The sequence below is a fragment of the Streptomyces sp. NPDC006879 genome, from assembly GCF_042869595.1.
GTDB lineage: Bacteria > Actinomycetota > Actinomycetes > Streptomycetales > Streptomycetaceae > Streptomyces.
In genome coordinates this window covers 13,036-36,597 of the sequence record NZ_JBIAGC010000044.1, presented here as the reverse complement: position 1 = coordinate 36,597, position 23,562 = coordinate 13,036, and the positions used below count along the sequence as shown (strand labels likewise).

The window sequence follows — 23,562 nt, the reverse complement described above, 5'->3', positions numbered from 1 at the left end:
GCGGCCCTGTTCCTGGGTGTTTGGTGGGGGGGGGGGGCGGGCGGGGCCGCGGGCCCCCCCCCCCCCCCCCCCCCCGGCGGCGCCGCGGCCCCCCCCCCCCCCCCCCCCCCCCCCCGCGGCTCGTTTCGCGCTGTGGCGCGCCCTGCACAGCCCACCGCCGAGGCGGGGGTCACGGGCTTATGCGGACTTGCGGCTGTCCCGCGGATGCACGGCGATGTTCATGGCGCCGGAGCGCAGGACCGCCAGCCTCTCGGCCAGCACCTCCTCCAGCTCTTCGCGGGTGCGCCGCTCCATGAGCATGTCCCAGTGCGTTCGCGCAGGCTTGCCCTTCTTCTCTTCGGGTCCGTCCCCGTCCACCAGGAGTGCCTGGGCGCCACAGGCCTTGCACTCCCACTCCGGCGGAATTTCCGCCTCTACCGAGAACGGCATCTCAAAACGATGTCCGTTCTGGCATGCGTACTCCACCGCCTGGCGCGGGGCCAGATCGATGCCGCGGTCCGTCTCGTAGCTGGTAACCACGAGGCGCGTGCCGCGGAGAGCTCGCTCACTCATGAATCGTGCCTCCCGGGCTTGTCGCCCACAGGACAGGTGTCGCTGTCGTCGTCATCCGGTCAACGTCCGGTCGGCGGTGAAGATTCCCGCTCCGGGTCGTGCGTCGCCCGTCGTGCCGCCCCTTGTTGTACCCACCGTTGCCCGTTTTGTCACATCTGGCAGCAGATGTCACCCAACGTTGTTGCGCCTCGAACACGCAGTAACGGTCCGCCTGGCAGGCCAAAGGCGTACACTACCGCCCTTTCACTTCAACGTCTAAATCCGCTCAGGTACTGGATTTCCGGCCTCGGCCACGGCGCGGCGCACCGGGACCCGTGCGAGGAGGACGGAGCCGAGCAGGAAGAAGATCACCAGGGAAATGATCGAATCCCGGTAGCTGCCTGTCAGCTGGTAGGTCAGGCCGAAGACCAGCGGGCCGACCCAACTCAGACCCCTGTCGCTCATCTCGTACGCGGAGAAGTACTCGGCCTCCTTCCCCGGCGGCACCAGGTGGGAGAAGAGCGAGCGCGACAGCGCCTGGCTGCCGCCCAGTACCAGCCCGATCATCGCCGCGAGCGCGAAGAACCACACCGGCGCCCCGGCCGGCAGGAAGTAGCCCGCAGCCAAAGTCAGCGTCCAGGCGGCCAGCGAGCCGAGGATCGTCCGCTTCGCGCCGAAGCTGCGGGCCAGCCGGCCCATGCCCAATGCCCCCGCCACGGCCAGGACCTGCACCAGGAGCACCGCGGCGATCAGGGTCGACTGGTCGAGCCCGAGCTCCTGGGAGCCGTAGACCGAAGCCTGCGAGATCACCGTCTGGACCCCGTCGTTGTAGACGAGGTAGGCGAGCAGGAAGGACAGTGTCAGTGGGTGCCTGCGCATGTCCTTGAGGGTGTTCACCAGTTGGCGCCAGCCCGTGACGGTCGGCCCGCCCTCCCGCACCACCCGGCGATCTCGCAGCCGACGCAGCGGGATCAGGGCGAAGGCGCCCCACCACACGCCCGCCGACGCCAGGCAGATCCGCACCGCGGTGCCCTCCGAGATACCGAAGGACTCGTGGCCTTGGTACAGCACCAGGTTCAGTACGAGGACCAGCGCTCCCGAGGCGTAGCCGAAGGCCCAACCGCGCGAGGACACGGTGTCCCGTTCCTCCGGCCCCGCGATCTGCGGCAGGTAGGCGTTGTACAGCACCATCGAGACGGACAGGGCGGCGTTCGCCACGATCAGGAGCAGGCCGCCGAGCAGGTAGCGGTCCCCGTCGAGGAAGAACATCCCGGCCGTCGCCGCGGCCCCGGTGTAGGCGGCGACGGCGAGCAGGGGTTTCTTGCGGCCGGTTCGGTCCGCCGCGGCGCCGGCGATCGGCATCACCACGATCGCCAGCAGGACCGAGAGGGACACGCAGTAGGCGAAGAACGAGCCGGCCCGCACCGGGATGCCGAGCGGATGGACGAAGCCGCCGGTGTCCGCTGCTGCCTCCGCCACGGCCGTCAGGTAGGGCCCGAGGAACACGGTCAGCACGCTCGTGGAGTACACAGAGCAGGCGAAATCGTAGAAGTACCAGCCGTGCTGCTCGCGTCTTCGCCGCTCGGGGTCGGGATCCGGTCCGGCCGGGGTGCCGGGTCCGGCCCCCGGGACGTCGGTGGTGTCAGCGGTCATTGGTGGTGCCCCTCTACTGGTCCCCGCGCCGCCGGGCGGCGGCCACAATCCGTCGGCATGTACGGGGTCACCAGGACCCGGAGCCGGTCAGGCCCAGGCCCCGCGCTTCTCCAGCACCGTGCGCAAGACGTCGATCCGGTCGGTCATGATGCCATCGACGCCCATGTCGAGGAGAGCCTCCATGCGCTCGGCCTCGTTCACGGTCCACACGTGCACCTGGAGTCCCCGCTCGTGGGCGGTGCGTACGAAGCGACGATCCACCACGCGCACTCCGGACTGGACCTCCGGCACCTGCGCGGCCACGGCGCCCGATCGCAGGGCGGCCGGTATCGCGAACGACCGCAGGCGGAGTCCCAGGACCCCGCGCACTCCGTAGGAAGTGGCCAGTCGAGGGCCGGCGATCTTCTGGGCCCTGGCCACCCGCCGTTCCGAGAAGGAGCTCACGCACACCCGGTTCCAACTACGGGTTCGGGCGATCAGGTCGACCAACGGGAAGAGTGCGGACTCCGCCTTGAGATCCACGTTCCAGCGCGCGGCGGGGAACTCTTCGAGGAGGTGCTCGAAGAGGGGCAGCGGTTCGGTGCCGCCGACGCGGACCTTCGACAACTGACGCCAGGGCAGTTCGCAGATGCGCCCGGTCGCGTCGGTGACCCGGTCGAGCGTGGCGTCGTGGAAGGCGACGAGCTTGCCGTCGAGGGCGGCGTGCACATCCGTCTCGAAGTACCGGTACCCGGCCTCGTCCGCCCGGCGGAAGGCGGCGGCGGTGTTCTCCAGCCCGTCCGACGCGCCGCCCCGGTGGGCGAACGCGAGGGTGGCCGGGTGGTCCAGATAGGGGTGGGATGCGTGGGTCACCGCGGCAGTATCACCCCTACTGGTTTCCGGTGGACATCGGGGAGGGGTTCACCACACGTGCTGGCGTGGGAAAACAGGTGAATTGTTCTGTTGCGTCAGGCGCTGGGGGTGGGAGTCGTTGAACCCCGCAAGCTCTGGTGACAGTGGACTGCTCCGTGAAAGGCTGTGGCCATCAGGCGTATCCATTTCGGCCCTCTGCGCCGGGCCAATCCGTCATTTCATGGCAAAGGTGGACCGGACTCGATGGCCCAGTGGACCTCCGCAGTAGGTGCCCCCCAGCTCGCCCGCCAGCTCAGTGCGCAGCAGGCCCGCCCGAGCGCACCGGGCAAACGACTGCCCGCCTACCGCACCTTGGCCGACGGGATCCGGTTGCTGGTCCTGGAGGGGCGGGTCCCGGTCGCCACCCGGCTGCCTGCGGAACGGGAACTGGCGACCGCCCTGGAATGCAGTCGCACCACGGTGGCCGCCGCCTACGAGTCGCTGCGCGCCGAGGGCTTCTTGGAGTCACGGCGCGGAGCCGGCAGTTGGACGGCGGTGCCCGCGGGCAACCCGCTGCCCGCTCGCGGCCTGGAGCCGCTGCCCCCGGAAGCCCTCGGCTCGGTGATCGATCTCGGTTGCGCCTCGCTGCCGGCTCCGGAGCCCTGGCTGACCCGTGCCGTTCAGGGCGCCCTGGAGGAGCTCCCTCCCTACGCCCACACCCACGGGGACTACCCGGCGGGCCTGCCCGTGCTCCAGCGCATGCTGGCCGAACGCTACACCGCCAAGGGCATTCCCACGATGCCCGAGCAGATCATGGTCACCACTGGTGCGATGGGAGCCATCGACGCCATCTGCCACCTCTTCGCCGGGCGCGGAGAGCGGATTGCCGTCGAGTCCCCCTCATACGCCAACATCCTGCAGCTGATGCGTGAGGCCGGGGCCAGACTGGTGCCGGTCGCGATGGCCGACCGGCTCGGTGGTTGGGACCTGCCCGGCTGGCGCCAGGTGCTGCGGGACGCCGCGCCGCGCCTTGCTTATGTCGTCGCCGACTTCCACAACCCGACCGGGGCGCTGGCCGACGAGGAGCAGCGCCGGGCCCTGGTCGACGCTGCGAGGTCAGCCGGCACCGTGTTGATCGTCGACGAGACGATGACCGAGCTCCACCTGGAGGAGGACCTGAGCATGCCGCGCCCGGTCTGCGCCTTCGACCCGGCCGGCAGCACGGTGATCACCGTCGGATCGGCAAGCAAGGCGTTCTGGGCCGGCATGCGCATCGGCTGGGTGCGGGCAGCTCCGGACGTCATCCGGAGCCTGGTCGCCGCCCGGGCCTACGCCGACCTGGGCACTCCGGTGCTGGAACAGCTCGCCGTGCACTGGCTGATGCGGACCGGCGGCTGGGACCGCGCGGTCGAGCTGCGCCGTGTCCAGGCGCGCGAGAACCGCGACGCCCTGGTCGCGGCGGTCCGCCGGGAACTGCCGGACTGGGAGTTCGAGGTGCCGCGCGGCGGGCTGACCCTGTGGGCCCGTGCCGGCGGGCTGTCCGGTTCCCGGCTGGCCGAGGTGGGCGAACGGGTCGGTGTCCGGGTGCCCTCGGGTCCCCGCTTCGGCGTGGACGGGGCTTTCGAGGGCTACGTCCGGCTCCCCTTCACCGTCAGCGGACCGGTCGCCGAAGAGGCCGCCAGCCGCCTGGCCGCAGCAGCCCGTCTGGTGGCTACGGGAGCCGGCGGGGCCGGCGCCGAGCCTGCGCGGACCTTCGTCGCCTGATCCGCCGCGAGACCGAGACGTCCTGAGGTAGCCGACAGGGGGCGCGGCGCCGCGCCGCACCCCTTCAGGCGCGCGCGGGATCGTTCGCTTCGGTGGGCTCGGCCTCGACGGGTGCCGGGACCCCTTCGCCGCGCACCTCATCCGACTTCGCCGCGGAGGCGGAGTCGCAGCGCTCGGGCAGCAGGGCCTGCACGGCCAGCCGATGGGCCTCGCAGGTGGCGTCGTCGTACGGGTCGGGCGTGGCCGGAACCTGAAGACGGTGGACAGCGCCGGCGCCGAGTCGTGCATAGCCGCGGCCCGGTGGCAGCTGAGCGGCCGGGGTGGTGTGCGGGGGGACGCCCAGGACGGCGGCGATCCGTTCCGGCTCGGCCGGTCCGAGGACGACCCGGGCCCGGGTGTGGCTGCGCACCGCCTCGCTCACCAAGTCCAGCGTCTCGAACTGTTCCGCGACCACGATCGTCACGTTGGCGGCCCGCCCGTGCCGCAGGGGTACCTGGAGGAGCGACTGGGGGTCCGGCCGTCCTTCCGTGGCCGCCAGGTGCCCCAACACGCTGGGGCGGTCCAGGAGTACCCAGAGGGGGCGCCTGGTGTCCTCGGGCGCTGGCCGCCCCGCTTGGCGCTCCCGGTTGGCGGTGATCAGCCGGCGCTCGGTCTCGTGCGCCACCCACTCCAGGGTGGCGAGGGCGCCGGACAGTCCGCACTCGACGGCCAGGACACCGGTGCGCCCGGTCAGACAGGCGTACTCGCCGGTGCCGGTGCCCTCGACGATCAGTACGTCTCCGTGGGGCAGTGCCTGGAGAGCGAGGGACCGCAGCAGGGTCGAGGTACCGCTGCCCGGCTCGCCCACGGCCAGCAGGTGCGGTTCGGTGGAGCGGGATCCGGTCCGCCAGAGCACGGGCGGTAGGTCCCGTGCGCCGCCCTCGCCGTCCAGCACCGGGAGGGTGCGCGGCACCGAACTGTCGTCCGTGAAGCCGAGGACCAGCTCCCCGGGGGCCGTGACGAAGCGTTGGGCGACGATGTCCGTCGGCAGGGCCGCCAGCACATGGACTTCCAGCTGGTTGCCCTCCTCGTCCCATTCGAAGAGGTACTCGCGGCCACGTCCGGATTTGGCGTGGAGCAGTTGTTCGACTCTGGCCCGGCAGCTCGGCTCGCCGTCGGCGAAGTAGGCGGGGTACCGGATGCGCAGCCGAGTGATCCGACCCGCTCCGTCGAACTCGGCGCCGCTGAGGGCCCGCGCCCAGTCGCCGCCGTGGGCGAACAGCGGGTCGGGGTCCTCCGGGAGGGAGAAGTACGGCACGAGCGCCTCGTAGAGCGAGCGAAGGCGGCCGAGCTCCGCGTCTGACGGCCCGCTCTGGACAGGTGTGCGGTCCCGGCCGTGCCAAGCAGCGAGTCCCATCACCGTGACCAGGGCGAGCAGCGGCCCGTACGGCATGAGGGCCACCACCAGGACGCAGGCCCCGGCCAGGAACAGCAGGGGACCGCGTTTGTCCTTGGGGGTGTCGGCCCACCTGCGTCGGCTGGCTGCGGCCAGCCGACGCAGGCCCCGGCCGATGGTGATGAGCGGGTGGAAGACGTCCGTGGCACTGTCGGCGGCCGTGCGCGCGAAATCGCGGCTGCGGGCCAACGAAGCGCTACCGCTGATGAGAATGCGGGGGAGTGGTCGCCGGGCCACGTGCGTCTCCTCGATCGAGTTGTGTGTGGTCAGGGGCGGGGTTCAGAGCTTGATGCCGCCGAGTAGGGCGGCGAGGCTCGTCGTGCTTGCCGTGATGCTCGGCGCGATGGCGGAGCCGGCCAGGAAGAAGCCGAAGAGCGCGCAGACGAACGCGTGCGACAGCTTCAGTCCGTCCTTGCGGAAGAACAGGAAGCAGATGATGCCGAGCAGAACGACGCCTGAGATGGAGAGGATCATGAGGTTCTCCTGGTCGAGGGGGACAGTCACCATGAGTTGTTCCAGGCTCACAGGAAGTATCTATGCGATAAAAGGTGCATTCGGGTGAATCGGCACCCTTTTCACTTGACCGGCTCAGCTCAAGTGGCGGAAGCGGCCTGGAGGTGCTCGTGGCCTCGCGCGGAGTCTCCGCCGCGGCGGAGACTCCGAGGTCGCCGTCGCGAGTCCAACGAAGATCGCCCGGACTGGACGCGGTGACGTGGGCAGTACTCTGTCGGTTCACCCGGACGGAGGGCCTGCCGTATGCCCCCATGCCCTCTGGCCTGGGCAAACTCCAGTAAAGCGATTGCGTGCACCGAAAGGCGGAAGTCCGATGAGCGAGACCCCGGACCCCGAGGTCGTCGAACTGGCCACGAAGATCTTCGACCTGGCTCGCCAAGGCGATGCCGAGGCCCTGGCCGCCTACGTGGACGCAGGGGTTCCGGCGAACCTCACCAATGACCGTGGTGACACCCTCGTGATGCTCGCCGCCTACCACGGCCACGCGGAGGCGGTGGCCAAGCTCCTGGAACGGGGCGCGGACGTCGACCGGGCCAACGACCGTGGTCAGACGCCCCTGGCGGGCGCGGTGTTCAAGGGCGAGGAGGGTGTGATCAGGGCCCTGCTGGCAGGCGGCGCCGACCCCGAGGCGGGGACGCCCTCCGCGGTGGACACCGCCCGGATGTTCGCCAAGGCGGATCTGCTGGAGCTGTTCGGGGCTCAGTGAGATCGGCGCGCCAACCAGCTCGTGCGCCGGCGCGCACCACCGGGGCCGTACCGGGTTCACCTCGTTGGAGGCGGGGTAGGGTCCGCACCTCCGGCCGTCCATAAATGTGGTCGCGGCGCGCAGAGGGCTGGGTCATCATGGCGACGGACCGGGGGTTGCTCCCGGCACCGACGAAAGGCAGAGAAAATGGTCTACATCAAGCCAAAGACGACTGCGGGCGCCCCGACATGCTGTTACGCCGCCAGGTGAACCATCAGTCCCGGTTGCTTCCACAGCTTGATATGAGGCCACTCCCATGTTCGATCCAGCCATAGCGCCGAGCGGCACGTTGCTCGGCCTCCTCCAGAGGGGCCGGGGTGACGGAACGCTCCACGCGCTCGCCGCCCCGAGGGCCGAAGCCCTCGCCGCCCTCGACCACTGCGTCCTCCACGACCCCCGACACGACTGGCAGGTCGAGAACCGTTCGCTCTACTACGCGCGGCTCTACCTCGACCTCGACGGCGCCCTCGACGAGATCGAGGCCCATCTCTTCGCCGCCTGTGACGCGGTCGACTGCGATGAGAACCGTACCGGGCTCGCCCTTTCCGTCCTCGGACACCTGGCGTCCTACGGCCGCTACGACGCCTTGCTGCTGCTGCGTAGATACGCCGCCACGGGCGCCAACTGGGACTGGGCGCTCGACGAGCTGGCCCTGCGGGACGAGGACGCGGGGCTGCGTGCGCTGGCTCCCGCGGTACTCTCCCGGTTCCCCAACTCCCCACAGGGCGAGGCGGAACTGGCCCGTGCGATCCGGGACGCCTTCGAGCCCCGGCCATGGCGCCTGTGGTCCGAGGACCCGCTGCGGCCCGAGTTGGCGGCGCGGATCAAGACGGCCCAGGAGCGAGGTTCCTTCGACCGTTGGCAGCGCCAGATGGACTCCACCGGGCCACGACCGGGCTGGAGCGTGAGCGCCGTCTTCCAATGGGCGGAGGAGGGCCTCGAACGCGGCGATCCGCTGCACGTACCCGCCGCACGCTGCCTCGCGGCGGTGGCCGGCCCGCAGGACCGCGGGCTGATCCTCCAGACCGCTCGTCAAGGCGGCGACGCGGCCCGGGCGACCGCGCTTCACTACCTGTCACGGGCGCAGCCGCTGGACCCCGCGGCCCTCGACCTGATAGAGCTCGCCGTGGACGGTGGCTCCGCCCTCCTCGCCGAGGCCGCCATCGCGGCTTTCGAGAGGACATGCGGCGAGACGGCCCTCCAGCGCGCTCGCCGCTGGGCCCACCGCCCGGATGCCCTGGGCGCCGCGGCGGCCGGTGTGCTGGCCTCCCGAGGCACCCGAGACGACGGACCCCTGGTGCTCGGGGCCCTGCGGGAGGCGCTACGGGCCCAGGGGCCCGATGCGATGACGCTGTGGACGCTGGTCGACGGCGCCGGTCGCCTCTCCCTCGCGTGCGCCGCACCCGTGCTGCGCCACATCTACCGGGAGACCTCCTCCTCGCAGCTGAGGGGGCGCGCGGCCCAGGCGCTGGCCGCCACCGACCCCGCGTTCGCGGCCGGATTCGCCGTCGAGTGCCTCTGGGACTGCGAGGAGACCACTCGGGAGGTGGCCGCCCGGTTCGCCGAGACGGGTGACGCACGGGTGGTGGACCGACTGCGCCGGCTCGCCGCGGATCCCGCGGAAGAGGCAGAGGTGCAGGACGCAGTCCGGACCCGTATCGGCCCGGAGTCGGCCGGTATCTGAGGTCGCCGGCTTGCGGTTGCCGGTACTGGTGCCGCCGGGTGCCTCGGCGGAGCCGGACGCCGGCGGCGCTCAGTACGGGAGGAACCGTACGGGGGTGCCCGGCAGGGCCTGGGCGGCGCCGTCCAGAGCGGTGGCCGGCACCACGCCGATGACCGGGTAGCCGCCGGTCACGGGATGGTCGGCCAGGAAAACGACGGGCTGCCCGTCCGGTGGCACCTGGACCGAGCCCAAGACCATGCCCTCGCTGGGCAACTCCTCGCTCCGGGCCCGTTCCAGTGCCGGTCCGCCCTCGGTCCGTAGCCCGATGCGGTTGCTGTCGCAGGAGACCCGGTAGGCGCCCTGTCCCAGAGCGGTCAGGGCGCGCGGGGTGAACCAGTCGGTCCGCGGCCCCCGTCGCAGCGGGAGCAGGAGCGAGTCGGGAGGAGCCGGCAGCGCGGTGAGATCCGCCCCCGGCAGCGGGCCCCGGGCGAGGCCGACCGGCAGGATCCGCCCGGGGGAGAGGGGAAGCTCCGGCCCCAGACCGGACAGCAGGTCGCAGGCCCGGCTTCCCAGAACCGGTGAGACGTCGATGCCACCGCGCACGGCGAGGTAGCTCCGAACGCCGCGTACTGCCCGCCCCACGTCCACCACGGAGCCTGCCGGCACGTGGACCGGGGTGCCCCAGGCTGCCGGGTGCCCGTCCACGCGTACCGCACACGGGGCGCCCGCCACGCACACCGTCAACGAGGACATGGCGCGCAGGGCCATGCCGTCCACCGTCGTCTCCAGCGTCGCGGCGGACTCGGGATTGCCCAGCACTCGGTTTCCCCAACGGTGGGCCCGGGAGTCCAAGGCCCCCGAGCGCGGTACGCCCAGGTGCGCGTAGCCGGGGCGCCCCAGGTCCTGCACGGTGCTCAGGGCACCGGCCCGCACCACCTCCAGAGCCCTCACCGTGCGGCCCCCGACCGGTGCGGTGCCGGCACGAAACGCACCCACGTGCCCGGAGCGAGAAGTGCCGCGGACTCCCGCGCGGGATCCCAGAGAACCGCGTCCGTGCTGCCGACCAGTTGCCAACCACCGGGGGAGGCACGGGGATAGACGCCCGCGTACTCGCCGGCGAGCGCCACCGAACCAGCCGGGACCGAGGTCCTGGGGGTGTCCCGGCGGGGCAGCGCGAGTGGGGCCGGCAGCCCCGTCAGGTAGCCGAAGCCCGGCGCGAAGCCACAGAACGCCACCCTGAAGCGGGTGTCCGAGAGGACTTCGGGCACGGCGGACACGGGCATGCCCCACCGGCGGGCTACCTCCTCCAGGTCCGGTCCGTCGAACACCACCGGAAGCCTCACCTCGGGGCCGTCCGCAGTGGTCGGCTCGCTGAGCTCCCATTCGGCGATCTGCCGTGCCAGTGAACTCGGGAGTACTGCCTCGGGCACCCCGTCGAGGAGCACGGTGCGCGCCGCCGGCACGATGTCGAGCACCTCCGGCAGCTGCCCCCGTGCTCGGCGTCGGACCAGCTCGGCGTGGAGGGCGGCCACGCCCGCGGCTCCGTCCAACTCGACGAGCAGTGCGCACTCGCCGACCTGTTGTACCCGGCGCACCCTCATGTGAAGGCCCGCAGCTCGACGCCGGCCCTAATCAGTTCCCGCCGTACCCGCAGGCCCGCTTGCGCCGCCCCGGGGGTGTCGCCGTGCAGGCAGATCGAGCGGGCGGTGACCGGCAGCCGTTCGCCGGTCACCGCGGTCACGCTCTGCCGGGCGGCGAGCGAGAGCGCCTGCCCGAGCACCGCCGCGGGTTCGTGGAGCACCGAGCCCGGAATGCTGCGCGGCACGAGACCGCCCTGAGCCGTGTAGGCCCGGTCTGCGAAGGCTTCTGCCACGGGCTCCAGGCCGGCCGCCGCGGCGGCCCGGAGCAGCAGGGATCCGGGCAGCCCCAGGACGGGGAGCTGGCCGCCGGCCAGGACGACGCCCGTCACCACGGCACTGGCCTGTTCCTCGTCCGTCACCGTGCGGTTGTACAAAGCACCATGAGGTTTGACATACGAGACACGAGCCCCGGCGGCTCGGGCGAACACATCCAGCGCACCGATCTGGTACGCCACCTCGTCCGCCAGTTCGTCGGCGGGCACCTCCATCGCCCGCCGACCGAAGCCAGCCAGATCGCGGTAGGAGACCTGCGCGCCGATGCGCACCCCGTGTTCGACGGCCAGCTCGCACACCCGTCGCATCGTCGAAGGGTCCCCCGCGTGAAACCCGCAGGCCACGTTGGCGCTGGTGACAACGGACAACAGCGCTTCGTCCTCCGTCAGGGTCCAGCGCCCGAATCCCTCACCGAGGTCGGCATTGAGGTCGATCGTGAATGCCATGTAGTGAGCGTATGACAGGCTGTCCCCGCATCGAGCGCCGCTGGTCGCCCACCTTCAGGGACGTACCGGCCGAACCATGCCGTTTGGGTCGTTGTCCCTGCGAGCGCCTACTCTTTCCGTCGTGACATTCCCTGCCCCGGCCACGACCGTTGCCACACCGGCGCCGGGCCCGGCCGCTGACGAGGGCCTGGCCCGCCGCCTGCGCGCCCTCGCCTGCACCGCACCCCTGCACGACCTCGACGTACGCAAGGCCAATCTGGCCGGTGAGTACGGGGGGTACGCGATGGCCGAGATCGCGCTCGCCGCCATCGACCTGGTCACCTTGAACATGGACTTCGACACGGGCGCGGACCACGAACAGATAGTGGCCCGGCTGCTCCCGCGCGTCGCTGCCCAAGCCCCGCACCGGCCGCTGGCCGAGCATGAGCGGGTGGCCCGCTGGGTGCTGGAGAACCTCATCAACGTGGGGACCGCGGACCGCGGCTTCCGTGCCATCTACGGCACCTTCGGGCCTGACGGGGCCTACGTGCGGCGGGACTACGACTTCAAACTGATCGAGGAGGTGCCGGGCCACGGCGGCACCGTGTACCTCCGGGCCACCGACGAGGCGGTGAACGTCCTGGTCGGGGCCCTCGACACGGACGTCACCAGCGCACAGATCGCCGCCGAGGTGAAACTCGACGTGCTCATCAGCCGCGGTCGTCTCGCCGACGCCCAACTCGCGGCTGAACAGGCCCGCTACCGGACCGTGCAGTACGCCGAGACGCTCCGTCGGACCCTCGACGCCACCCGGCGCAACGTCCGCGCGGTCGACTGGCTGAACGCCGTTCCGGACATGATCGCCGAGGCGTTGGACCACGTAGCGGACCGATACCGCCACGAGAACGCCATCCTCACCAACATCCGTCGGGCCCGCGACGAGGCCGAGGAGCCCGAGAACAAGCGGCGGGCCGCCGAGCTCGTCGACATCGTCAAGGACTGCATCCGCCGCCACACCCAGCTACAGTCCCGACTCCTCGAAGCGGGACCACTCTTCCGCGCCGAGCAGGACCGGCAGGCCTTCGCCGCCCCCGCAGCCGACACCGGCCTGGACCTGTACGGACAACTCCTGGCCCCGCTGCTGCCACTGCCGGTGGCCCGGGCCAAGCAGGTCACGGACGCCTTCTTCGCCGCCGGCTGTGGCCTGCGCACCCCTTCGGCCGTCCGGATCGGGGACCTGGTGGACATCCTGCTCACCCCCGCGGTGGAGCGGGAACACCTCGGTGTGGAGATGCCCGAGCCCGATCTCATCGCCACACCGGACGACAGCCGCTTCAGCGAGGCGCAGTTGGCCGCGGCCATGGCGCTGCTGGACCTCCCGCACGATGCGCCCAGACGGCTCTCCGGTCTCCTGGCGCAGGCCCGCCGGAGCGACCCCGAGTTGCCCTACCTGATCGCGCTGCTGGCCATCCACGCGGCGAGCCCGCCGGTGGGCACCGCGTACCGGCAGGGCGAAGAGCGGCTCCTGTTCGCCGTTGACGACGGCACCGAGCTGGACGACCCCGAATTCGGTGGCGCCGACCTCATCGTGGGCACCGCCCTGCTCGATTCCGCGGCGATGGCCGCCGACCGATCGGAGGCCGCATGAGCCGCCCCCGCGGCGGCAACTGCCCGCGTGCCACGCCCGCCGGCGCAGATCGACCCGACCACCGCCGTCCGAGCCCACACGGGACGGTGTGCACCACCTTCGTGACGAACCCCCCAGAGGAGCCGAGACCGTGAGCGAACACCACGCCGAGCACGCCGCGTGGAGCGAGCCCGAGCCCGGACCTCCGCACCCCGCACCCACCAAGACGCCCGGGGTCACCCCCGCCGACGCCGCGGACGCGGCCCGGCTGGTCTCCTTCGGCCTCCAGCCCAAGCTGTTGCCCGCCCGGGACGCCGAGTACGCCGAACTCCTGCGCCGCTACCGCGAGGAGGCGTCCTTCGCCCGGCTCACCGACGCCGTCGCGACCGGCCTCGGGTTGGTCGTCCTGGAGGTGTCGACCCGCGCCGGCATGGCCGTGGCGGCGGGCGAGGACTCCGTCTTCGCGGTCCGCATGGGCGACTACGCCAGGCGGACCGCGGCCGACTCCGCCGACCGTTTCCTGCACGGCCTGGCGCACCTCGCCGTGGCCGCCCTGGCCTTCCCCCGCCCCGAGGACCTCGCCGACGACGGTTACATCGGGCGCATCACGGTCAACGGCGTCGACGCCTTCGTCCGACAGGCCTGCCGCCGGCTGGAGGAACGGGCCGAAGCCGCGGGGGAGAACACCGACCCGGCCACCGCGGAGCCGGGCCTGGAGGCCGCCTGGCGGGTGTACGCCCGCCGCACCGCGACCGGCGCCACCAAGGACGCCCGCCGCCTGGCCGGCTCGACCACCGGCATCGTCGGCAAGGCGGTGGCCTTCCTCACCGACTCCGGCTTCCTCCAACGCACCGGCGACGACGCCGGGGGCGCCTACCGCACCACCGCCCGCTACCAGCTCCAGGTCCGTGACATGGCCGGTAGCGCGGCGATGGCCGAACTACTGGAGCTCGGCGTCGTCCCCGTCACCGACGGCGCGGCGACCCTGCTTCCCCCGCCCGAGGGCGAGGACCTGGATCTGGTGGCGGACGCGGGACTGCCCTTCCACGCCTGAACCGCCCCCCATCCCGGACGAACCCCTCACCCCGCCGCCACCCCGAGCCACCACGAGAGTCCGCTGCCATGTACGAGCTGTCCCGGATCCGCCTCTACTCCATCGGGCCCGCCGGTGCGCGCTACGCCGACACCGTGCTCGACCTGCGCGGAGTCGGCGAGCCGGTGCCCCATCCCGCTCCGACCCAAGCGGAGTTCTTCGAGGACGAACCGGCGGGCCCGCCGCGCCGTCCAGCCCCTGCGGGCGTGCTGTTCCTGGAGAACGGCGGCGGCAAGTCCGTGCTCCTGAAGCTGATCTTCTCGGTGATGCTGCCCGGTCACCGCAACACGCTCGGCGGCGCCAGTTCCGGAGTGCTCCGTAAGTTCCTGCTCGCCGACGACTGTGGCCATGTCGCCCTGGAGTGGCAGCACACCCGAACCGGCGAATGCGTGGTCGTCGGCAAGGTCAGTGAATGGCGCGGCCGGCAGGTCTCCAACGACCCGCGGAAGTTCGCCGAGGCCTGGTACTCCTTCCGCCCCGGCCCGGGCCTGAGCCTGGACTCGCTGCCGGTCGCCGAGGCCAGCAGCGTACGGCCCACCGCCGAGGGCGTCTCAGGTGCCCGGGGGCGCCGCCGCACCATGAAGGGGTTCCGCGACGCGATCACTGAGGCGGGAAAGGCCTACCCGCACCTGGAGGTGGCCTGGGAGGAGATCCACGACCGCTGGAACGAGCACCTCGGAGACCTCGGGCTGGACCCGGAGCTCTTCCGCTACCAGCGTGAGATGAACGCCGACGAGGGCGAGGCGGCTGGGCTCTTCGCCGTGAAGAAGGACTCCGACTTCACCGACCTGCTACTGCGGGCGGTCACTGACACCCGGGACACCGATGGCCTGGCCGACCTGGTGCACGGCTTCGGCAACAAGCTCGGTCGCCGCTCGGAGCTGATGGCGGAGCGGGAGTTCACCGCCGGATCGGTGGACCTCCTCGGCCGCATCGTGGAGGCCGCCGGGACCCGCGGCCGGGCTCGTGATGTCCACGCCGGTGCCGAGCGCCGCACCCGCAGCCTCGCCCGCAAGCTGGCGGTCCGCGCTTCCTCGGAGCGCGAGCGGGCCGCCGACCTCGCCAGCCAGGTCACGGCCGCTGCCCACCAGGTCACTGAGGCGGAGACGGCACGTGGCCGCAGCTCCCTGATCGCCGCCGAGCTCTCCTACCGACACGCTTCCCTGGCGCTCTCCGTGGCGGAGAAGGCCGCGGCTGCGCAGCGCCGAGAACTGGTCGAGGCCCGAACCCTGGCCTCAGCCTGGCAGGCGGCGGAGGCGGTACTGCGCCACCGTGCCGCCGCGGACCGCTCCGCCAGAGTCGCGGTGGCGATCCGCGAGGCCGAGCGGGACGCGGCGCCGGCCCTCGCGGCACGGGCCACTGCCGCCGCGGACCTGGTGAGGGCGCTACACGCCGCCGCCGAAGACGGGGAGCGCCTGGCCAACGAAGGCGAGGAACGGGCCGCCGTGCTCCAGGAGGCGGGCGAAGCGGCGCACCGGGACGCCACCGCGGCGGCAACGGCCGCACAACGCGCCCGCAGCGAAGTCGGGCACCTGCGCCAGCGGCTGGCCGAGGTCGAGCAGGAGACCGCCCAGGCGGTGCGGGCCGGCTGGCTGGACGATTCGGCCCCGGACGCCGATCCAGCCCGTGCCGCCCTTGCCGCCAGTGACGCGGCGAAAACCATGGTCGGGGCCTGGGAGGAATCCAGGGAGGCCGCCGCGGGGGCCGCCGAGTCGGCCAGGGCGGGTGCCGCCGCCGAGTCGCGGTCCGAGCTGGCGGCGGCCCGAGCCACCGACGCCGCTGAGGCGGCCGAAGCGGCCTACGCCGCCGAGCACCGGGCCGCGGGCTCCCTCGCACAGGAGTCCAGAATCGCCGAGCTGTTGGGACTGCCCTGCGCTAGCGCGCCCCCGGTCGGACTGCCGCACCCGCGATCGGGGAACAGCGCCGACCCGGTGCCGATCCAACCCGCCGAGGTCGGGGCCGTGGAGCCCACCGCGCTGACAGCCGAGGAACTCGACCGGGGCGCCGAAGAACTGCGCGAACTCCTGGACGGCGGAGTCCTGGCGGCGGAGCGGCAGCTCTTCGAACTGCGCACCGCCGCCGCCGACGACGCCCGTATCCTCGGCGCGCTGGGCGACGGGGGCCTGCTGCCGCCCGGACCGGACGTGCTGGCCGCGGTCGAGTACCTCGGTGAGCACGGCATCCCCGCACTATCCGGTTGGCGCTATCTGGCCCAGTCAGTCGACGCCGCCGACCACGCGAGGGTCCTCGCCGCCCGACCAGAACTGGTCGACGGAGTGGTCATCACCGATCCGGGGGCACACGGCCGGGCCCGCGAGGTGTTGTCGGGTGCCGCCCTGTTGCCGCGTTCCACCGTGGCGGTCGGTACCGCAGCGGCGCTGCTTGCCCCCGTGACGGAACCGGCCACGTCCGAAGGCGGTGACGTCTTCCTGGTGCCGCCGAACCCGGCCATGCACGATGAGGACGCCGCCGACGCCGAACGTCAGTCACTGCGTACCCGGGCCACTGCCCGGGACAGCGAGATCCGTGCGCTGGCCGCCCGTCTGGCCGCAGACCGGGCACTGGCGGCCCGACTCGGCTCCTGGCGCACCGGCTGCCCTCCCGGCCGGCTCGGGGAGTTGGCGGCAGCGGCGCAGGCCGCCCGGACGGCTGCCGACCAGGCGGCTGCGCGCCTGGCGGAGGTCCGTACCGCGCGCGCCGAGGCCGAGGACGCCGCGGCCGAGGCGTCCCGGGTCCGCGACGAGCGGCAGGATGCCGCGCAGCGTGCCCGCCGAGCGGCCGACGCATTGGCCGGTCTCGCTTCTCGGCTGCGCGAGCGCGCCGGTTGGCAGGCGAAGCTTCGGGAGCTCGCCGAGGAAGGGGCGGAGGCGGAGGCACGCGCCGAGAGTTGCGTGGACCGGGCGCGGGCCGCCGACGAGGACCGCCGCGCCGCCCAGCGGGCCGCGGACGACGCGCGCCGTACCGCTCGCGCGCTGCGCGCCGAGCGGGCCGAGATCGCCGGTGCTCCTGACCAGTTGCCCGAGATGGATCCGAAGGCCCCGCGCACCGCCCTTCCGGCGCTGCGCGAGGCCTACCGCGCCGCCTCCCAGCTGTACGAGAAGGTCGGCGTGGGCGCCGACCTGCGCGCGGAACAGGCGCGCGCGGAGAGCGACGAGAGCGCCGCCCTGGCCGAACTCGACCGGCTCACCAACAAGGTGCGGACCCGTGCGGCCCAGTTGCTGGAAGGTACCGATGGCGCCGACGGCCCGTCCCGCCAGGCGGCGGCGTCCCGGGCCGAGTCGCTGGTGTCGATGTTGGAGTCCCGTACCTCCGCGGCCAGTGAACAGCTGGGCAGGCTGCGGGGTGAGGCCGAGCGGCACGCACCGCAGGACGGGCAGGCGCACACCGATCTGCCCGAGGAGCTCGTTCCCGCCGATGTGGAGCAGGCCCAGCAACTGTTGCGCGGCGCCAGCGCCGAACTGGCCGCCCGGAGTTTCGCCGTGGAGTCCGCCCGCGCCGCCCATGCGGAACTGCTGCGTTCGCACCGCACGGCCGAGGACGGCGCCGGCGGCTTCGAGGAGACCTCCGCGCTGCTGCGGGACCTGCTGCGTGATCAGCACCGGGAGGATGACGCGGGCGAGGTCGCCGCGGAAGCCTATCCGGGCACCCTGGAGGAGGCCCGCCAGGCCGCCGCCGAGGCCCGGCGCTCGCTGCGGGGGTGCGCGGCGGACCTGTCCGCCGCCGAGTCGGCGGTCCGGGAAGCCAGCGACGTCTTGGTGCGTCACGCTAACGCCACCCGTTTCGAGGCGGTGCGGACGCCTGCCCGCCAGCAGATCCGTGAGTTGCCGGCCTCGGCCCTGCCGGAGCACGCGGCTTCCTGGGCCGCTGCTTTCGCTCCCCGTCTGAGGGTTCTGACGGACGAGTTGGCGCAGCTGGAGCGCAACCGCGACAGCATCGTGGATCGGCTGCGCGGCCTGGTGGAGTCGGCATTGGCCACGCTGTGTTCGGCGCAGCGCCTGTCACAGCTTCCGGAGGGGCTCGGCGAGTGGTCGGGACAGGAGTTCTTGCGGATCCGCTTCGAGGAGCCGGATCAGGCGACGCTGACCGAGCGGCTCGGTGAGGTCATCGACGAGGCGACCAAGGCGGCCCTGCGCAAGAACGCCCAGGCTGCGTTCGGGGATGGCCGCCGGGACGGGATGTCGTTGCTGTTGCGCGGAGTTCAGGCTGCCCTGCAGCCGCGCGGGGTGTCGGTGGAGATCCTGAAGCCGGATGCGGTGCTGCGCGCCGAGCGGGTGCCGGTGGGTCAGATGGGCGACGTCTTCTCGGGCGGGCAGCTCCTGACCGCCGCCATCGCGCTGTACTGCACGATGGCGGCCCTGCGCAGCAACGACCGGGGACGGGACAAGCACCGTCATGCGGGCACCCTCTTCCTCGACAATCCGATCGGTCGGGCCAATGCGACCTACCTGTTGGAGCTCCAGCGGGCGGTCTCGGATGCCCTCGGTGTACAACTGCTCTACACCACGGGTCTGTTCGACACGACCGCGCTGGCGGAGTTCCCGTTGGTGATCCGGCTGCGCAACGACGCCGACCTCAGGGCGGGACTGAAGTACATCAGCGTGGAGGAGCACCTGCGCCCGGGGCTCCCGCAGCAGGATCCGGACGGCGAGAGCGTGCACGGGGAGATCAGCGCGACCCGGATGTTCCGTCGCAGCCCGGTCCCGGTGGACTGAGGGGCTGCCGCAAGTCCCCTGGTGGAACGGCGGGGCGGTGTCGGATATGGCGATGGCAACACAGGGGTGTTCCCACCAGTCGGTGGGAACACCCCTGTGTTCCGCCCGACGTCGGAGCCACACCTGGCTCACCGGTCACGCGGGCACCGACGTGCCCGGACAAGAGGCCACTCAGTGGCCCGCTGACCACTTCCAAGCCCGGGTCCTTCAGCGCCGGGTCAAGTCGACGCTTCCGTGAGCCTGCTGCCGCGTTGTCGTACGCGCGCTGCTCGGCGCGCCTCCCGCTTTGCCTGGCGGCGCTCCCGCCGTAGTCGGCGGGCCGAGCTGCTGGGCGTGGAGACGACCCCGTTGCGCTGATGCCACATCTGTCGGGTCACCCACACGTCCAACACCCCCCAAGTGGCGACCACCGTGCCCGCTATGGCGCCGAGCACCATGGGCAACGCCAGCCAGGAACCACTCATGGCGAACAGGAAGGCCACGGTGGCCTGTACCAGGGTCACCGAGACCAAAAGCGCGGCGCGTACGGCGGCGGTCCGTACGGGATCCGCCATCCTGCGTCGTCCCACCGGCTCTTCGACCCACAACGACCCCGACGTCGTGCCGAATTCGGGGCGCTGCTCTGCCCTGCTCATGCTCTGTATTCCTCCCCACCCTCGGCGACCGAGGTCGCGCACGGCGCATCCGTACGCCCGCGCACTGTCTGGGACTCCAGCGCTCCGGGTCCGGTTCCGTCCCCCCGTAGTGGATAGACGCGCCGGGGGCTCGGAAGATTCCCGCGGAACGTAGGATTCCAGCCAACTGTTCCGATCGGGGAACTCAGGGCCCAGCAGGGCCCATCTGACACAATTCGGTCGCCTTCTGTCGGGAAGTATCGGACAACTAGTGATCTTCGTCCAGAGTGTCGGCCGAAAACGTCCGGACACGCCTTCGAGTTGTCTGTGAGGCAGTAGTAGGCTCACGCCGTTTATTGACGGAACACCAACCATTGACGGAACACCGACCCCGCACACGAGGGTTGGGCTGGGGGTTGCCATGCGCTTTCGCGGGAAGTCCATCCGCCGGAAGATCGTGGCGCTGCTCATGGTGCCGCTCGTCTCCCTGACGGCCCTGTGGGCCTTCGCCACAGTGATCACCGGGCGTGAGGCCGCCCAACTCCTCGACGTGGCCTACGTCGTGGAGAAGGTGGGCTACCCCATCGAAGACGTGGTCCGGGTGATCCAGAAGGAACGCCGCCAGACCCTGGAGCTCCTCGGTGATCCCCGTACCTCCGCCTCGCTCGCCGAGCTCAGCCGCAGTCGTACCAACACCGACAAGGCCATCGCGGACATCACGGCCAACGCCCAGGATCCCGACGTCGCCGAGGAGCTCAACGAGGACGCCACCTCGCGGCTTGCCTCGATCCTCAAGGCCTTCGACGGCATCGAGGCCCTGCGGGTCTCCGTCGACAACACCTCCATCGAACCCGCCGAGGCACTGGAGCGCTACAACCAACTGATCGAGCCCTGCTACGTCTTCCTGATGAACCTCCACGCCCTGCAGAACGTGGAGATGGACAAGCAGGGGCGTGCCCTGGTCGGTATCACCCGGGCCCGCGAACTCCTCTCCCAGGAGGACGCCGTCCTGGCCGCCGCGCTTGCTGCCCGCAGAGTCAGCGCCCGCGACGTTCGCCTGGTCACCGACCTCATCGCCCAACGCACCCTGCTCTACCGGTTCAACCTCGCCGTCCTGCCCGCCGAGGAGCGCCGGCGCTTCGAGGACTACTGGCGCTCGACGGCCTCCCGCCCGCTCCGTGAAGCCGAAGAGAAGATCATCGCCGAGGGGCCCACCAAGAACCCCCGAGCCGTCTCCGGAGCACATTGGGAACTCTCCGCCCGCCGCGTCCTGGACGACATGGCGCGGATGGGCACCGCGGCGGGTGACCGCTACCAGGAGCGGGTGGAGCCCGAGGCCGTCAGCGTCCTGGTCAAGGCCGCGGTCGCCGGAGTCCTCGGATTCGTGGCCCTGGTGTTCTCGGTGGTCCTCTCCATCCGGATCGGCCGGGATCTCGTGCGCGACCTCTCCCGGCTGCGGAAGGAGGCCCACGAGGCTTCCGGCGTCCGACTGCCCAGCGTGATGCGTCGCCTCGCCGCCGGCGAGCAGATCGACGTGGAAACCGAAGCGCCACGGCTGGAGTACGAGAAGGACGAGGTCGGGCAGGTCGGGCAGGCCCTCAACACCCTCCAGCGGGCGGCCGTCGAAGCGGCCGTCAAGCAGGCCGAGATGCGTCGCGGCGTCTCCGATGTGTTCGTCAACCTCGCCCGCCGCAACCAGGTCCTCCTGCATCGCCAGCTCACTCTGCTGGACACCATGGAGCGCCGCACCGAGGACACCGAGGAACTCGCTGACCTGTTCCGCCTGGACCACATGACCACCCGTATGCGCCGGCACGCCGAAGGCCTGGTGATCCTCTCCGGAGCCGCCCCTTCCCGCCAGTGGCGCCGCCCGGTCCAGCTGATGGACGTGGTGCGGGCCGCCGTCGCTGAGGTCGAGGACTACGAGCGCATCGAAGTGCGCCGGCTGCCCCGGCTCGGCGTCGGTGGTCCCGCGGTCGCGGACCTCACCCATCTCATTGCTGAACTCCTGGAGAACGCAACGGTGTTCTCGCCCCCGCACACCGCGGTCCAGGTCCATGGTGAACGGGTGGCGAACGGATTCACCCTGGAGATCCACGACCGCGGCCTGGGCATGGCGGCCGAGGCGCTGCTCGACGCCAACCTGCGGTTGGCGGAAACACCCGAGTTCGAACTGTCCGACACCGACCGTCTCGGCCTCTTCGTCGTCAGCCGTCTCGCTCAGCGGCAGGGCGTCAAGGTCTCCCTCCAGCCTTCCCCGTACGGGGGCACCACCGCAGTCGTCTTCATCCCGGCGGCGCTGCTCACCGAGGCACCGGACACCAACGGGGTCGGCTTCCGGCTCGACCGGCTCGACCGGTCCGGCGACGCCGACCGGGTGGACGGCGGTGACCGGGCCCGAGCCGAGCGGGCCAGGACCGGCCGTCCGCCCGGCGACACCGCGCGCAACCGGCGCGGCAGCCCGCACCGTCCGGCCCTCACCGAAGTCAGCGCTCCGCCCGCGGACACAGCCGAATACCTCGACGGCCCGGTGGAGTTGGAGGCCCCGGTCAGTGTCCTGGGCCTGGAGGAGGACCTCAGCGAGAGCGGGCTCGGCCCGGCTGCGCTGCCCACCCCGAGGGGCTCCGAGGCGGGGCCCGAACCCGACGTCCGCTACCGCCCCCGGCAGTCCGCCCAGGACACCGCGCCCTCGGACGCCATGGCGTTGCCGCGGCGGCGCCGCACCCCCACGCTGGTCGCCGAGCACGGGCGCCGTGTCAACACCCGCCCGGTCAGCGTGGTGCGCCAGTCCCCGGCCGCGTCACCGGCCTCCTCCAACGACCCAGAGGTGCTCGCACAACCCCCGGCCGCGCTGCCGCGTCGCGTCAGACAGGCCAACTTGGCACCCCAGCTCAAGGACAGGCCCACGGCGGCGGAGCCGACCGTCAGGCCGGTCGCCGAAGAACGCGATGCCGAGGAGGTGCGCAGCCGGATGAGCGCCCTACAGAGCGGCTGGCAGCGTGCCCGTCGGCAGAACGAACGTGACCAGAGCCGCCAGGACCCCAGCGTCCAGGACGGAAACGCACAACGAACCACACCGGAAGGGGACGGTCGATGACCGAACCGAAGATCGCAGCGAAGGACGGCGCCGGCAGAGGAGCCGGCGAACTGGACTGGCTGCTCGACGAACTCGTCGACCGCGTCGGCAGCATCCGCAAGGCGGTCGTCCTCTCCGGAGACGGACTGCCCACCGGTACCTCCAAGGACCTCACGCGGGAGGACGGCGAGCACCTGGCGGCCGTGGCCTCCGGTTTCCACAGCCTGGCCAAGGGCGTCGGACGCCACTTCGAGGCGGGCGAGGTCCGCCAGACGGTGGTCGAACTCGACGAGGCCTTCTTGTTCGTCACCGCTGCCGGTGACGGCAGTTGTCTGGCGGTGCTCGCCGACGCCGAGTCCGATGTCGGCCAGGTGGCGTACGAGATGACCCTGATGGTCAAGCGCGTGGGCGTGCATCTGGCGACCGCTCCCCGCGCCGGGCAGCTCGCCGGAGGATGAGTCATAGGGCATGAGTGCATCAGGACAGCACGAATCCGGGCCGCCGGGGCGGGACCGCGAGTCCGGCCCGTACCGATCCGGAGGGTCCGAGTCCGGCCTACCGGCAGCGGAGCCGAACCTCACCCACTGGTTCGACGACGAGGCCGGCCCCGTGGTGCGCCCCTACGCGATGACCCGTGGACGTACCAGCAGCGCGGGGCAGCACCGGCTCGATCTCATCGCGGTCGTGGTCGCCGAGGCGAGTGCCGCTGACCCGGTGTGGGACCAGACGCTGTCGCCGGAGCACGCCCACATCCTCGACCTGTGCCGCGAACAGCCCCAGTCGGTGGCTGAACTCGCCGCGGAGCTGGATCTGCCGTTGGGCGTGGTGCGGGTCCTGATCGGGGACCTGGTCGAGGACGAGCTGGTCCATGTGACTCGCCCGGTCCCACCGGCCGAACTACCGGACGAATCCGTACTCCGTGAGGTGATCAGTGGCCTTCGTGCGCTCTGACCGCGGCGATCGTGCC

Annotated in this window: 18 protein-coding genes; 9 read left to right on the top strand and 9 right to left on the bottom strand. The window is 71.7% G+C overall.

Features of this window, described 5'->3' with window-relative positions:
- Positions 1-177: 177 nt before the first annotated feature.
- The 3 genes from ACFYMC_RS24800 to ACFYMC_RS24790 form a co-directional block, all read right to left on the bottom strand.
- Positions 178-552, bottom strand: coding sequence for an RNA polymerase-binding protein RbpA (locus ACFYMC_RS24800; protein ID WP_003959706.1), 375 nt, complete (start codon positions 550-552; stop codon positions 178-180).
- Positions 553-807: 255 nt separating this feature from the next.
- Positions 808-2,184 carry an MFS transporter gene (locus ACFYMC_RS24795; RefSeq protein ID WP_388528992.1) on the bottom strand — a complete coding sequence of 459 codons (1,377 nt, stop codon included), beginning with the start codon at positions 2,182-2,184 and terminating at the stop codon, positions 808-810.
- Between the two features lie 87 nt (positions 2,185-2,271).
- Positions 2,272-3,036: a glycerophosphodiester phosphodiesterase gene (locus ACFYMC_RS24790; protein WP_388528990.1), complete on the bottom strand. Its 765-nt coding sequence runs from the start codon at positions 3,034-3,036 to the stop codon at positions 2,272-2,274.
- A gap of 243 nt (positions 3,037-3,279) precedes the next feature.
- Between ACFYMC_RS24790 and ACFYMC_RS24785 the strand changes: the two genes are divergently transcribed.
- Positions 3,280-4,779 carry a PLP-dependent aminotransferase family protein gene (locus ACFYMC_RS24785; RefSeq protein WP_388528989.1) on the top strand — a complete coding sequence of 500 codons (1,500 nt, stop codon included), beginning with the start codon at positions 3,280-3,282 and terminating at the stop codon, positions 4,777-4,779.
- Positions 4,780-4,843: 64 nt separating this feature from the next.
- Here the strand turns inward: ACFYMC_RS24785 and ACFYMC_RS24780 are convergent, their stop codons facing one another.
- A complete protein-coding gene (locus ACFYMC_RS24780) occupies positions 4,844-6,451 on the bottom strand; it encodes a hypothetical protein (protein WP_388528987.1) in 1,608 nt (535 codons plus the stop codon).
- Between the two features lie 42 nt (positions 6,452-6,493).
- On the bottom strand, positions 6,494-6,688 hold the full coding sequence (locus ACFYMC_RS24775) for a hypothetical protein (protein WP_388529018.1): 195 nt from the start codon (positions 6,686-6,688) through the stop codon (positions 6,494-6,496).
- Positions 6,689-7,040: 352 nt separating this feature from the next.
- Here ACFYMC_RS24775 and ACFYMC_RS24770 point away from each other — a divergent pair, with 352 nt between their 5' ends.
- Positions 7,041-7,433 (top strand): ankyrin repeat domain-containing protein, encoded by a 393-nt coding sequence (locus tag ACFYMC_RS24770; RefSeq protein WP_388528985.1) that lies wholly within the window; start codon positions 7,041-7,043, stop codon positions 7,431-7,433.
- A gap of 295 nt (positions 7,434-7,728) precedes the next feature.
- On the top strand, positions 7,729-9,156 hold the full coding sequence (locus ACFYMC_RS24765; protein WP_388528983.1) for a HEAT repeat domain-containing protein: 1,428 nt from the start codon (positions 7,729-7,731) through the stop codon (positions 9,154-9,156).
- 69 nt (positions 9,157-9,225) lie between these two features.
- On the opposite strand, the gene ACFYMC_RS24760 is transcribed toward ACFYMC_RS24765, so the two are convergent.
- From ACFYMC_RS24760 to ACFYMC_RS24750, 3 genes are read right to left on the bottom strand one after another with little or no spacing between them, the layout of a single operon-like run.
- Entirely contained in the window at positions 9,226-10,086 is an 861-nt protein-coding gene (locus ACFYMC_RS24760; protein ID WP_388528982.1) for a biotin-dependent carboxyltransferase family protein, read from the bottom strand.
- On the bottom strand, positions 10,083-10,736 hold the full coding sequence (locus tag ACFYMC_RS24755; protein ID WP_388528980.1) for an allophanate hydrolase subunit 1: 654 nt from the start codon (positions 10,734-10,736) through the stop codon (positions 10,083-10,085). The genes ACFYMC_RS24760 and ACFYMC_RS24755 overlap by 4 nt, the downstream gene beginning before the upstream one ends.
- The gene (locus tag ACFYMC_RS24750) at positions 10,733-11,494 is read right to left on the bottom strand and encodes a LamB/YcsF family protein (protein WP_388528978.1); all 762 of its coding nucleotides are present in this window, start codon (positions 11,492-11,494) and stop codon (positions 10,733-10,735) included. Before ACFYMC_RS24750 ends, ACFYMC_RS24755 begins: the two co-directional genes overlap by 4 nt.
- 76 nt (positions 11,495-11,570) lie before the next feature.
- Here ACFYMC_RS24750 and ACFYMC_RS24745 point away from each other — a divergent pair, with 76 nt between their 5' ends.
- From ACFYMC_RS24745 to ACFYMC_RS24735, 3 genes are all read left to right on the top strand, one after another.
- Positions 11,571-13,121: a hypothetical protein gene (locus ACFYMC_RS24745; RefSeq protein ID WP_388528976.1), complete on the top strand. Its 1,551-nt coding sequence runs from the start codon at positions 11,571-11,573 to the stop codon at positions 13,119-13,121.
- A 130-nt stretch (positions 13,122-13,251) separates the two neighbouring features.
- On the top strand, positions 13,252-14,154 hold the full coding sequence (locus tag ACFYMC_RS24740) for a hypothetical protein (protein WP_388528974.1): 903 nt from the start codon (positions 13,252-13,254) through the stop codon (positions 14,152-14,154).
- A gap of 68 nt (positions 14,155-14,222) precedes the next feature.
- Positions 14,223-18,905, top strand: coding sequence for a hypothetical protein (locus ACFYMC_RS24735; RefSeq protein ID WP_388528972.1), 4,683 nt, complete (start codon positions 14,223-14,225; stop codon positions 18,903-18,905).
- Between the two features lie 218 nt (positions 18,906-19,123).
- On the opposite strand, the gene ACFYMC_RS24730 is transcribed toward ACFYMC_RS24735, so the two are convergent.
- Positions 19,124-19,540 carry a hypothetical protein gene (locus ACFYMC_RS24730; protein ID WP_388528970.1) on the bottom strand — a complete coding sequence of 139 codons (417 nt, stop codon included), beginning with the start codon at positions 19,538-19,540 and terminating at the stop codon, positions 19,124-19,126.
- A 400-nt stretch (positions 19,541-19,940) separates the two neighbouring features.
- Here ACFYMC_RS24730 and ACFYMC_RS24725 point away from each other — a divergent pair, with 400 nt between their 5' ends.
- The 3 genes from ACFYMC_RS24725 to ACFYMC_RS24715 are packed head-to-tail and all read left to right on the top strand — an operon-like array spanning position 19,941 to position 23,546.
- On the top strand, positions 19,941-22,616 hold the full coding sequence (locus tag ACFYMC_RS24725; RefSeq protein WP_388528968.1) for a nitrate- and nitrite sensing domain-containing protein: 2,676 nt from the start codon (positions 19,941-19,943) through the stop codon (positions 22,614-22,616).
- Positions 22,613-23,053, top strand: a complete 441-nt coding sequence (locus ACFYMC_RS24720; RefSeq protein ID WP_388528966.1) for a roadblock/LC7 domain-containing protein — start codon at positions 22,613-22,615, stop codon at positions 23,051-23,053. Before ACFYMC_RS24725 ends, ACFYMC_RS24720 begins: the two co-directional genes overlap by 4 nt.
- Positions 23,054-23,063: 10 nt before the next feature.
- Positions 23,064-23,546 carry a DUF742 domain-containing protein gene (locus ACFYMC_RS24715; RefSeq protein ID WP_388528964.1) on the top strand — a complete coding sequence of 161 codons (483 nt, stop codon included), beginning with the start codon at positions 23,064-23,066 and terminating at the stop codon, positions 23,544-23,546.
- The last annotated feature ends 16 nt before the right edge of the window (positions 23,547-23,562 follow it).